The organism is Kocuria rhizosphaerae, from assembly GCF_044462265.1.
In the GTDB taxonomy this organism is placed as follows: Bacteria; Actinomycetota; Actinomycetes; order Actinomycetales; family Micrococcaceae; genus Kocuria; species Kocuria rhizosphaerae.
In genome coordinates this window covers 1-11964 of sequence record NZ_JBISWL010000008.1, presented here as the reverse complement: position 1 = coordinate 11964, position 11964 = coordinate 1, and the positions used below count along the sequence as shown (strand labels likewise).

Annotated in this window: 10 protein-coding genes; 2 read left to right on the top strand and 8 right to left on the bottom strand. The window is 72.7% G+C overall.

All coding sequences use genetic code 11. The features are described 5' to 3' along the window. Nucleotides 1–162: 162 nt before the first annotated feature. From ACH9EU_RS00685 to ACH9EU_RS00655, 7 genes are all read right to left on the bottom strand, one after another. On the bottom strand, nucleotides 163–2106 hold the full coding sequence (locus tag ACH9EU_RS00685; RefSeq protein WP_396412001.1) for a threonine/serine exporter family protein: 1944 nt from the start codon (nucleotides 2104–2106) through the stop codon (nucleotides 163–165). 77 nt (nucleotides 2107–2183) lie between these two features. Then, entirely contained in the window at nucleotides 2184–3266 is a 1083-nt protein-coding gene (locus tag ACH9EU_RS00680; RefSeq protein WP_396412000.1) for a peptidoglycan bridge formation glycyltransferase FemA/FemB family protein, read from the bottom strand. Between the two features lie 187 nt (nucleotides 3267–3453). Beyond that, nucleotides 3454–3732: an HPr family phosphocarrier protein gene (locus tag ACH9EU_RS00675; protein WP_396411999.1), complete on the bottom strand. Its 279-nt coding sequence runs from the start codon at nucleotides 3730–3732 to the stop codon at nucleotides 3454–3456. A 74-nt stretch (nucleotides 3733–3806) separates the two neighbouring features. Next, nucleotides 3807–5507 (bottom strand): phosphoenolpyruvate--protein phosphotransferase, encoded by a 1701-nt coding sequence (gene ptsP / locus ACH9EU_RS00670; protein WP_396411998.1) that lies wholly within the window; start codon nucleotides 5505–5507, stop codon nucleotides 3807–3809. 71 nt (nucleotides 5508–5578) lie between these two features. Further along, on the bottom strand, nucleotides 5579–7693 hold the full coding sequence (locus ACH9EU_RS00665; protein ID WP_396411997.1) for a fructose-specific PTS transporter subunit EIIC: 2115 nt from the start codon (nucleotides 7691–7693) through the stop codon (nucleotides 5579–5581). A 116-nt stretch (nucleotides 7694–7809) separates the two neighbouring features. Next, nucleotides 7810–8784, bottom strand: a complete 975-nt coding sequence (locus ACH9EU_RS00660) for a hexose kinase (protein WP_396411996.1) — start codon at nucleotides 8782–8784, stop codon at nucleotides 7810–7812. Next, nucleotides 8781–9572, bottom strand: coding sequence for a DeoR family transcriptional regulator (locus ACH9EU_RS00655; RefSeq protein ID WP_396411995.1), 792 nt, complete (start codon nucleotides 9570–9572; stop codon nucleotides 8781–8783). The genes ACH9EU_RS00660 and ACH9EU_RS00655 overlap by 4 nt, the downstream gene beginning before the upstream one ends. Before the next feature lie 228 nt (nucleotides 9573–9800). Between ACH9EU_RS00655 and ACH9EU_RS00650 the strand changes: the two genes are divergently transcribed. Together ACH9EU_RS00650 and ACH9EU_RS00645 are read left to right on the top strand one after the other, a co-directional pair. Further along, nucleotides 9801–10256, top strand: coding sequence for a DUF3817 domain-containing protein (locus ACH9EU_RS00650; protein WP_396411994.1), 456 nt, complete (start codon nucleotides 9801–9803; stop codon nucleotides 10254–10256). Nucleotides 10257–10354: 98 nt separating this feature from the next. Next, a complete protein-coding gene (locus ACH9EU_RS00645) occupies nucleotides 10355–10957 on the top strand; it encodes a TIGR03085 family metal-binding protein (RefSeq protein WP_396411993.1) in 603 nt (200 codons plus the stop codon). Between the two features lie 73 nt (nucleotides 10958–11030). On the opposite strand, the gene ACH9EU_RS00640 is transcribed toward ACH9EU_RS00645, so the two are convergent. Beyond that, the coding region (locus ACH9EU_RS00640) for a L,D-transpeptidase family protein (RefSeq protein WP_396411992.1) at nucleotides 11031–11964 on the bottom strand (934 nt) is incomplete at its 5' end.

Sequence of the window (11964 nt, the reverse complement as noted above, 5' to 3'; positions counted from 1 at the left end):
ACCACCCCCTGCTCAGCCCCCTGCGCCTCCCCGACCACCTCACCGAGGACCGATCCAGCCACGACCCGCCGCAGGACCCACCACCCCTGCCCCCCGGACCGCCGCCCCTCGACGAACCACCACCCTTCTGAACCGACACCCCCGGCGACCGGCACGGGCAGATCAGCGACGCCGGTTGCGCCGCGCGCTGGTGCCGTTGAGGTGTCCCACGAACGGGCGCATGAGGTACTTGCCGAGCACCACGCCGGAGGCGAGGGCCATGATCGTCGCCATGGCGTTGGCCAGCACCACGATGCCCTCGGCGTAGCTCTCCGTCTCGACGCTGAGAATGTACATTCCCCGGAAGATGGAGAGCCCGGGCAACAGGAACGTCATGGCAGGGATCGCCACGATCAGCTGGGGCACACGGTGTCGGGCCGCCAGAAGTGTCGCCACGCACGCACTGATCACCGCTGCGATCGCGGCGTCCATGCGACCGCCCAGGCCCACGGCGATCCCCGCGTGGAACACCAGCAACCCCGCGAAGCCGGCGACAACGCTGGAGAGCACGTGCTGCGGCTTGGCGTGCATCGAGAGCGCGAGCAGGGCCGTGCCCACCAGCATGAACACCGTGTTGACCACCGGTGAGGCCGGGACGAACGTGCCCTGTGCGACGTCGACACGGGGCATCCCGAGATATCCGGCGATCGACACACCGCCGGCGATGCCGGCAACGAGGCCGAGGAAGGCCATGGACGTCGAGAGCAGCCGCCCCGCGGCGGTGACGGGGAAGCCGTTGATGGCGTCCTGCATGGTCGAGACCATCCGGGTCGTGGGCAGCAGGAGGATGATCCCACCCGCGATCACCAACGCCGGCGAGAGGTCCAGGCCTGCCCAGGAGAGCAGCAGGGCGAAGACGGTCGCGATTCCCGACTGCGTCGCCAGGACGAAGAATTCGGGGATCCGCCAGCCCCTCAGGCGGCCTGCGGCCGACTGCACCACGACCCAGGACACCCCGGCGACGGCCGCACCCGTCGCGCTGCCGCCCATGCCGATGGTCAGCGCCATCACGGCCACGACGAGAGCCGCCGACACCATCCACCGCGGGTACGGCTTGGGCTTGGCGTTGATCGCGTCCAGTCGCCGCTCGGCCTCGGAGCGGGGCATTTCCCCGTTCGCGATCTCCGCGACCAGCTGGTGGGTCTCCCCCAGCCCGGCGTAGTTGTCGGTCCAGGACCGCACGACGCGCATCACCGTGTGGCTCGAGGTATCCGGGTCGTTGAAGACGTCCTCCCGGGTGCGCACGCCCCCGTCGTCCTGGGTGTCCTCCACATAGTTGATCGTCACGGCCTGGTTGGTGATGTCGACCTCGACGTTCTCGACCCCGTAGGTCGCGCACACCGCGACGATGGCGCTCTCGACGTCGAGGGCGTCCGCGCCGTAGTGGAACATGGTCTCTGCGAGCCGCAGGGCGAAGTTGAGGGTGCGCCGGGCCTCCCGTCCGGTGGATTCGCCGAAACGGCGCAGGTTCGCGAACGGTGAGGCGTTCAGCCGGTCCACGACCCGCATGGGGGCCGTCGGTGCCGCCTCGCCCTGGAGCATGGAGCGCAAGCGGGCGCGCCCTCCGGGTCGGGCGGTCCGCGCGCGGGTGGAGGGGTAGGCCCCGCGCTGCATTCGATCGGCGCTCTTGCCCTGGTCGGGCAGGGGGCCGATCGCCGTCGTCTCGGGGCGGGAGACAGGACCCGTGTCGGTGCGGCGGCGCCGGCGGGCCGTCGTCGTCTGCGGCGCGGTCTCGGCCGCGGACAGGAGTTCGCGTCGTTTCTCCGGGTCCGGGGTGGCGCCGTGGCTGCGGATCAGGCCCGTGCTCAGCACGGGCAGCGCCTGCGGTGCGTCCGGGACGACGTCGGACGCGGCGGTGTCGGCGCGGCGCCGGGCGTGCAGCGCCTGGGACTCCGTGGGCCGGACCGGGGATGCCGTGGACCCGCCCACCGGACGGCCCGCCCCTGTCAGGGTCGTGCCCCCGTCGGGACCGAACGGCTCGACGACGTGGGCGTCCGGATCCTCCCCGGCACCGGAGGAGGGATAGGTGGCGACGGGACGCAGAGGGGGCTGCTGACCGGTCAGCACGCGGCGTTCCTCCTTCCTGGACCGAGGTGTCAGGCCGGGGCGGGTCCCCGGTGCTGGGCGTCGGGTCGGGGGTCGGCTCAGTAGAAGGGCTGGCCGGTCCGGCGCACCCAGAGCTGGCGCGCGACCTTCTCGGCCGCGGTGTTCCACACGACGTAGCGCGCCGGGCTCAGCACCTGGTCGTGGACGCCCACCCAGTCGATCACGGACTTGGTGAAACTCGTCTTGAACAGGCCCAGCCCGTAGTAGGGGTGTTCCTTGTTCTTGAGCTGGTCGCTGGGCGGGGTCCCGCAGAAGTCGTACTCCACGATCCCGTGGTCCCGCATGAGGTCGGTGATGGCGGTCCACTGCAGCAGGTGCGAGTCGCCGTACTGGCGGCGCCGGGGCTTGGACCCACCGTCCTTGTACGTGCCCTTGCGCCCGTACGCGATGACGTAGGCACCCACGGAGGGTTCACCGTCCTCGTAGGTGAAGTACATCCGCCCCTGCCCCGCACGTTCGAAGGCAGTCCAGAACGCCGCGTAGTACTCGTAGGAGCGCAGATCGATGTTCGCGGCGCCCTGGCCGACAGTGTCCATCAAGGAATACATGCTGCGCATGTTCTTCTCGGTCAGCTCGACCCGCTCGACCGTGCAGCCTTCGCGCAGCGCCCGCCGGACGGCGTTGCGCCCGCGGGAGTGCAGGGACTTCAGGACGGTCTCCTCGTCGGCGTCGGTCGCGAGCACGGCGGTGGAGTCGTTGGGCTGGATGTTGAAGGACTTCTTCAGGTCGGCGCGGGCCAGCACCCCGCGCGCGTGGTCGGAGTCCGGGACGTCCGGCTCGATCTTGATCGCGAACACGTCGAGACGCTGCTCGGCCACGAGCCGTGCGTTGGCCTCGGCGATCCCGGGGATGTCCTCGACGGTGGCGACGTCGGGACCCTTGATCATGTACCAGAGGCGGCCGAGACCGGGAACCCGCTTCTCGAGGACCAGGTTGCAGGAGGCCTGTCCGCCGTCGACCGGTTCGTGCACGAGGTGCCGGGGACGCCAGCCGTGCTCCGCCTTGACCTCCGCGAAGGACGCTGACTGCAGCATGTTGCCGCCGTGAGGGTTCGCCGTGACGCGGGCGTCCCAGTCGGCGATCTCCTGGTCGGTGGCGAAGCGCGCGGTGAAGTCTCGCAAGTCTCTCTCAATCGTCGGGGTCGTCGAGGCGGTCCGGCCGGGAGGCCGACGGGCCGGCGGGGGCCGGCACGGGTCAGTCTAACGGTGCGGGGCCGGGCACCCTCCGCGCCGTTCCGGTGCGGAAGAGGAAACGGCGCCCGCCCACCGTGCGGTGGGCGGGCGCCGTGCTGACACGGAGCGTGGCGCGCTACTCGGCGTCGTGGTCCGTCTCCAGGATGCGCACGAGTGCGTCGAGCGCCTCGTCCGCGCCGTCGCCGTCGGCGCGGAGAACGACCTTGTCACCGTGGCCGGCGCCCAGGGACATGAGCGACAGGACGCTGGAGGCGTCCATGGCCTCGTCCTCGGGCTCGCCTTCGGCGGCGATCGTGATGTCGATGTCGTACTCGCCCGCGGCTTCGGCGAAGATCGCGGCGGGACGGGCGTGCAGGCCCACGGACGATGCGATGGTGGCGGTGCGTTCTGCCATGGTGGTTCTCCTTCAGGTTTCGGGGCCCGGATCCCGGGGCCCGGCGGGGTGGTCGGCGGAAGTGCGGCGCCGGGTCAGAGACCCAGCTCGGTCAGCACGGGCAGTTCGGCCCGGACGGCGGCGGAGGCCTCCTCCGCGCTGCCCTGCTGGACGGCGAGCTCGGCGAGGCCCTGGGCCGTGGCGAGGTCGACGCTGCGCAGGACGGCGGCAACGGCGGAGAGCCCGCGGGCGCTCATGGACAGGGTGTGCACCCCGAGGCCCACGAGCACGACGGCGAGTGCGGGATCGGCGGCCGCCTCACCACAGACGCCGACGTTGCGCTCCCCGGCACCCTCGGCCTCGGCCCGGCGCGCGCCCTCCACGGTGTAGCGGACCATGCGCAGGACGGCCGGCTGCCAGGGGTTGTTGAGCTCGGCGAGGGAGCCCAGCATCCGGTCCGCGGCCATCGTGTACTGCGTCAGGTCGTTGGTGCCCAGGGACACGAACCGGACGTGGCGCAGGATCTGGTCCGCCGTCACGGCCGCGGCCGGCGTCTCCACCATGACCCCGGGCACGCGCAGTCCGGCCGCGGAGGCCATCGCGGCGAACTCCTGGGCCTCGGCGGTCGTGGAGATCATCGGGGCCATGACCCACACCTGCGCCTCCGTGGCCTCCTCTGCCAGCGCGATGGCCTCCAGCTGGCGGCCGAGGACGCCGGGCACAGTCCGGTCGGTGCGGTAGCCGCGCACGCCCAGGGCCGGGTTCGGCTCCTCGGTGTCGGTGAGGAACGGCAGCGGCTTGTCGGCGCCGGCGTCGAGGGTGCGGACGACGACCTTCTGACCGGGGAACGAGGCCAGGATGGCCGTGTACTGCTCCACCTGCTCCTCGACCGAGGGCTCCTTGTCCCGGCCGAGGAAGCAGAACTCGGTGCGCAGCAGGCCCACGCCCTGGGCGCCGGCCGCGGCAGCGGCCCGGGCGTCCTCGGGGGTTCCCACGTTCGCGAGCAGCGGGACCTCGGTGCCGTCCGCGAGGACGCCGTGGCCGTCGAAGCTGCTGCGCGCCTCGGCGCTGCGCAGCCAGGCCGCCACGAGCTCCTGCTCCTCGGGCCCCGGCTCCGTGCGGATCTCCCCGGAGGCACCGTCCACGAACACAGCGGTCCCGTCGGCCAGCGCCTCGACGCCCCGGGCCGCCACGACGGCGGGCAGGCCCAGGTTGCGCGCCAGGATGGCGGTGTGGGACTGCGGCCCGCCGCCGGAGGTGACCAGTGCGAGGACCTTCTCCGGGTCCAGGGTCGCGGTGTCGGCCGGGGCGAGGTCCTCGGCCGTCAGCACGAAGGGGGTCTCCCGGTGGGGCACGCCCGGCATGGGCAGACCCTGCAGCTGGCAGACGAGTCGCGCCCGCACGTCCTCGATGTCCGCGGCGCGCTCGGCCATGTAGCCGCCGAGCGAGCGCATCTGCTCCGCGTAGTCACTCGCAGCCTCCCACAGGGCGCGCTCGGGAGCGAGCCCGCCGCCCGTGATGAGCTTCGCGGCGTTCTTGAGGAGGGCCTTGTCCCCGGCCATCAGCGCGGTGGACTTGAGCACGTCCGCGGCGTCCTTTTCCGTCGCGGCCTCGGCCCGGCGCTTGAGCTCCGCCTTGACGGCGGCCGCGGCCTCGTGGAGCCGTGCCACGGCCGCGTCCGGCTGCTCGCCGCCGAGGCTCAGTCCCGCGGCAGGCTCGGACACGGGCTCCGGCATGCTCACGAGCTCGCCGATGACCCGGCCCGCGCACACGCCCACGCCTGTCAGTGTCTGCATGGTGTTCCTCATTCCTCGAAGAGAGTCGACGGGTGTGGTCGCCGGGGGCCCCGGGGGCCCCCGGCATCCGCTCAGGCGGTGGTGGGCACGACGGCGGAGTCACCACGCGAGGCGGTGGCGTCGGCCACCTTGGCGTGCGCCCCGCCGACGTGCTTGAGGGCGACGACGACGACTGCTGTGACCACGGTACCGACAACCACGGCGAGCAGGAACATCAGCGGATTGCCGATCAGGGGCAGGATCCACACGCCGCCGTGCGGCGCCGGCGAGACGACTCCGGCGCTCAGGGAGATGGCACCGGCCACGGCTCCGCCGACCATCGTGGACGGGAGGACGCGCAGAGGGTCGGCCGCCGCGAAGGGGATCGCCCCCTCGGAGATGAAGGAGGCGCCCAGCAGCCACGCGGCCTTGCCGTTCTCCTGCTCGGCCACCGTGAAGTATCGCTTGGCGACGAGCGAGGCCAGGGCCAGACCCAGCGGGGGCACCATGCCCGCGGCGATGACGGCGGCCATGATCTCCTGCGGGGCGGTGTTGGCGGCGGTCGCGGCGCCGAGACCCGCGGCGGCGAACGTGTAGGCGACCTTGTTGATCGGGCCGCCCAGGTCGAAGCCCATCATGAAGCCGAGGATCGCCCCGAGCGCCAGCGCGCTCGCGCCGGTCATGCCGCTGAGCCACTCGGTCAGCCAGGCCATGAAGGTGGCGATGGGTCCGCCCAGGACCAGCAGCAGCAGGCCGGAGGAGAACATGGTGGCCAGCAGCGGGATGACCACGACGGGCATCAGGGAACCGAGCCAGCGCGGCAGCTGCGGCTTGGACAGCCAGTACGCGGCCAGGCCGGCCAGCAGGCCGCCCACGATGCCGCCGAGGAAGCCGGCGGCCATGAAGTTGGCGACGAGACCCGCGGCGAAACCGGGGGCGATTCCGGGCCGGTCGGCGATGCCGTAGGCGATGTAGCCGGCGAGGGCCGGGACGAGCAGCCCGATGGCCAGCGCGCCCATCTTGAACAGGACCGCACCGAGGTACTGGAGGACGGTGACGTCGCCGAGGCTCCACAGGGTCGCGGTGCCCAGGATGTCGTCGGCCACGTTGGCGATGTCCGCGCCCGCGACCATGAAGCCCAGGGCGATGAGCAGACCGCCCGCGGCGACGAACGGGATCATGTAGCTCACGCCCGTCATCACGGCCTTGCGGATCCGGGTGCCCCAGCCCTCGGTGGCGCCGGAGGTCTCCCCCTCCGCGGCCGCGGCTCCGCCCTGCACGCGCCGCCCGTTCGGGTTCTCGGCGTTGGCGAGGGCCTCTTCGATCATCACCTTCGGCTCGTCGATGCCCCGCTTGACCGGGCCGGCCACATAGGGCTTGCCGGCGAAGCGCGAGCGCTCGCGGACGTCGACGTCGGTCGCGAAGATCACGGCGTCGGCCGCGGCGATCGTGGCAGGGTCCAGCTTGGTGAAGCCCGCCGAGCCCTGGGTCTCGACCTCGAGCTCGACGCCCATCTCGTCCGCGGCGTACTTGAGCCCGTCCGCTGCCATGTAGGTGTGCGCGATGCCGGTGGGGCACGCCGTGACGGCCACGACCTTGCGGGTCCCCGGCGTTCCGGCCGGCTCGCCCGCCTGCTGCTGCGCGGCGGCGGCACCCGAGGCGCCCGCGGTGGTGGACGCTCCGGCGGTGGTGGAGGCGCCCGCGGTGCCGGCGGCCCCGGCGGGAGCGCCGGCGGCCGAGGTGTCCGCCTGCTGACCCAGGCCCAGCGTCTCGTCGACGAGGCGGACGACGTCCTCGTCCGAGCTCGCGGTGCGCAGCGAGGCCACGAAGTCCTTCTTCATGAGCGAGCGGGCGAGCTTCGCCAGCAGCTTCAGGTGGGTCTGGTCGGCGCCCTCGGGCGCGGCGATGAAGAAGATGATGTCGGCGGGCCCGTCCTTCGCGCCGAAGTCGACGCCCTCCGCGAGCCGCGCCATGGCGAGCGTGGGCTGCGTGACGGCCGTCGAGCGGCAGTGCGGGATCGCGATGCCCCCGGGGATGCCGGTCGCGGTCTTGTTCTCCCGGGCGATGGCGTCGGCCAGCAGCCCGTCGAGCTGCTCGGCGCGGCCGGCGCCCTGCACGAGGGCGGCGAGCCGCTCGATGACGTCTTCCTTGGTCTTCCCGAGGTCCTGGTCCAGTGAGACCAGGTCGGGCGTGATGAGCTCGGACACGGTGTTCTCCTTGAGCGGCCGGGCGGGTGGCCCGGGTCGTGCGGATGATGTGGTGCGGAAACGGTGGTGCGGCTGAGGCGGTAGGGACGGTGTGGTGCGGACGGAGCGGGGTGGTGTCAGCCGGAGACGGCGCGGGCGGTGAGCTCCCGCACCGTCACCGCCTCCGGAGTCGTCTCGGACAGTGCGGGGACGCGGGTGCCGGGCAGGGCGGCCGCCGCGGACCCGGAGGCCACGGCCTGGCGCAGGCAGTCCGGCGGTCCGTCGCCGCGGTCCTGGGCGATGAGATAGCCGGAGAGCGAGCTGTCGCCGGCGCCCACGGTGGAGCGCACGGCCACGGGCTCGTGGATCGCGTGCCAGGATCCCTCCGGGACGGTGAGCACCGCCCCGCCGGCACCCAGGGTCGTGAGCACGGCCCCCACTCCCCGCCGCACGAGCGCGGCGGCGGTCTCGGCGGCGAGATCGGGGTCCGCCTCCAGCCGGTCCCCGTCGACCGTCCCGACGAGCTCGGCGAGCTCCTCGCCGTTCGGCTTGACGAGGTCGGGAAGGGCGTCGTCGCCGGATGTCGCCCCCAGCAGGGCGGGGCCGGAGGTGTCCACGGCGAACCGGGGCGCCTGCTCCCCCAGGGCCGAACGGACACGGCGGACGATCCGGGCGTAGACGTCCACGGGCGCTCCGGGCGGCAGCGAGCCGGCCAGGACGATCCAGGAGGCCTCTGCCCCGCGCTCGACCAGGAGGTCGACCACGGCGTCGAGCTGCTCGGGCGCCAGGGGCGCACCGGGGGCGTTGATCTTGGTGGTGGTGCCGTCGGGCTCGGTGATCGCGATGTTGGAGCGGATCGCGGCGCCGACGGGCACGGCCTCGTAGGGAACCCCTGCGGCGGCGAGCTCCGCGAGCAGCGGGTCCCCCGGGTCGCCGGGCAGGACGGCCAGGGCGGGGATCCCGCTCACGCGGAGGGCGCGGGAGATGTTGACGCCCTTGCCGCCGGCGTCCTGGTGAGCGGCCTCGGCGCGCTGGACCGCGCCGCGGCGCAGCGGTGCGGGGAGCTCGACCGTCCGGTCGAGGGACGGGTTGAGGGTGACGGTGAGGATCACGCGAGCACCACCTCGACGTCGGCCTCCTCCAGGGCTGCGGCCAGGGCCGGTCCGGGAGCGCGGTCGGTGATGAGGGTGTCGATGTCGCTCAGCGACGCGAAGCGCATGAGGGTCTCCTGATCGAACTTGGCAGCGTCGCACAGGAGCACGACGCGGCGGGAGGTCTGGATGATCGCGGTCTTGACGACCGCCTCGATGGGGTCCGGGGTGCTCAGCCCGAACTCGGCGTGAATCCCGTTGCAGCCCACGAAGGCGAGGTCCGGGCGCAGCTTCGTGTAGTGCTCGGCGGCGCGGCTGCCGGCTGCGGCCCAGGTGAGCTTGCGGACCCGTCCACCGACGAGCTCGAGCCCGATGCCGGTCGCGTCGGCGAGCTTGGCGGCGATGTGCAGGGCGTGGGTGATGATGAGCTGCTCCTGCCCGTCGGGCAGGGTCGAGTCGGTCCGGACGATGAGCTCGGCCAGCGCCTCGACGGTGCTGCCGGCGTCCAGGACCACGGCCCCGGCCCCGCTGCTGCGCAGGAGGGCGAACGCCGCCTGGGCGATGCGCCGCTTCTCGGGGGTGTTGAGATGCTGGCGCGAGTGGATGGTCTTCTCGTCCGAGGTCGACTGGTCCACGGACACCGCGCCGCCGTGGACCCTCCGCACCCTCCCCGCCGCCTCGAGGGCGGCGAGGTCGCGGCGGACCGTCTCCATGGTGACGTCGAACCGGCGGGCGAGATCGGCTCCGTTGACCCGCCGAGTCGTGCCCACCAGGACCGCGATCTCGGCCTGGCGCTCCTCTGCGAACATGGTTCCACCTCACGAAACGGGACACGTTGACGACTTGCGTTCCTGAGAGTTTATGTGAGTTCGTGTGGTTTTACCAGGGGTTGTCGTGATCCACTTCACGAGACGCCGCATCGAGCCGCCCGAGGCTCCCCCGGCCCGGGGCCCCCGGCCCCGACGAGCCGATATCATCGGGGACGCGGAGGGCGCACGGGCCCCCGCGCACCCACGGCACACAGGAGAGCACCACCCATGACACCCCGCCGGCTCTACGGCCGCTTCGCCCTCGCCGAGGCCGTCACGTGGGCCCTCCTGATCCTGGGCATGGTGCTGAAGTACAGCGGGATCTCCGAGTCCTTCGTGCCGGTGTTCGGCATGCTGCACGGGCTCGTGTTCCTGGCCTACTGCGCCGTGACGTGCCTCGTCTGGGTCGACCTGCGGTGGCCCCCGGCCGTCGGGCTGCTGGGCCTGGCGAGCTCCGTGGTCCCCGGCGCCACGATCCCCTTCGAACGACGCGCGGCCCGCGCCGGACTTCTCATGGGCGGCTGGCGGCTGGCCCCCGGCGGCGAGCGCCCCCGCACCGTGGCCGAGCGGCTCCTGGCCTGGTCGCTGCGCAGCCCGCTGCTGGCGGTCCCGGCGGGACTCGCCGTCGTCGCGGCCGTGGCCTCGGTTCTCCTCCACCTGGGTCCGCCCGTCCCCCGCGGCTGAGCCCGGACCGCCCGTCGGTTCCGGCCCGCGGCGGACACGGTATAGCGTGGGCGGCGCACGGCCCGCCGACCGCCGGCGGCGCCACGAGGAGGGACCACGTGACCAACTTCGCCAACGTCGAACGGCGCCACCTCGCCGCGCTCCTGCGCCGGCTGGGACCGGACGCCCCCACCCTGTGCGACGGCTGGAGCGCCCGTGAGCTCGCCGTGCACATCGTGCTGCGCGACGGCCGCCCGGACGTCCTCGCGGGCAAGGCCCTGCCCGGTCTTCCCCTCCTGGGCGATCGGGCGCGCCGGGCGGAGGACGCGGTGACCCGGCTTCCGTGGGACGAGCTCGTGCGCAGGGTCGAGCACCCTCCGCTGTACTCCCCGGCCCGCCTCGGACCGCTGGACAAGCGGATGAACACGGTCGAGTTCTTCGTCCACCACGAGGACGTGCGCCGCGCCCAGCCGCAGTGGCACGACCGTCCCCTGCTGCACGACGAGGAGAAGTCCCTCTGGCGGGCACTGGCCCTGCTGGCCACGGTCCTGCTCAAGGACCAGGACGACACCGTGGTGCTCATCGCGCCCTCCTACGGCGCCCTGCGCGGCGGGCGCGGGCGGACGGGCACGGTGCGCGTGCTGCGCGGCGAGCCGAGCGAGCTGCTGCTGTGGGCCTACGGCCGGCGCGAGCAGGCGAAGGTCGACGAGACCGTCGAGTAGCCGCGCGGCGCCGTCCGCGACAGGAGGAGGGGGCCTCGCACCGCGCGGCCCCCTCCTCCCGTGGTCGGGGACCTCAGCGGAACAGGTCCGCCCGCACGCCCATGATGATCCGGTCCCCCGGGCGCGCCGAGCGCATGTACCGGGCGACCTCGTGCTCGTGCAGGGCGATGCACCCGGCCGTGGGCTTCTTGTTCGCGTGCAGGAAGATCGCGAAGCCGTTGCCCTGGACGATCGGGGAGTCGGGCGGCCGGTTGTAGTTGATCACCACGCCCAGCCGGTAGTCGCCGGACAGCGAGAAGTACCACATGTTCTCGTCGGGCCAGGTGTAGCCCGAGGACTCGAAGTACTTGTTGTACAGGGTCCCGAGCCGCCCTCCCCAGCGCGAGTTGGGGTTGAGCTGCCGGTAGGGCAGGGCCGTGCCGGGGTTGTAGACCCCGAAGGACTCCGTGACCGAGTAGGAGCCCTGCGGGGAGTAGAGGTACTGGGTGTGCCCGGAGGGCACACCCGGCTTCTTGAACCCGCTGGCGCCGACGTAGGACGAGGTCCGCCACTCCTCCACGTAGCTGCCGGCGATGCGCACGCACTGGACGAACGTCGCCGCCGACTGCCCGTAGCCCTCGGCGATGGTCAGGGAGACGCGTCCGGCGTTGTGCGTGGGCTGCACGGAGCGGCCGGTGTTCAGGTGGTGGCACTCGCCCCGGAACTGGTACGTCCGGGTCCCGCCGGAGCGGCTCCAGGTGATCAGGCCCCGCTGGAACTTCTGGTGCACTGTCCCCGTCCCGGTCTCGTCGGAGACGGGATAGCCGAACGTTCCGCGCTCACGGCCCGAGGCGATCCACCGCTGCCCGATGGCGCCGTTGGTCTTGACCGCCCGGGCACCGGTGGCGGGGCTCCAGTAGAGCGTGTGAGCCTTCGAGAACGCCTGCCAGCAGCCGCCGCCGACCAGACCGCAGCGCTCGTCGGTGACCGGGTAGCCGTACCGGCCGGCCTCCCGGCCGCCGAGGACC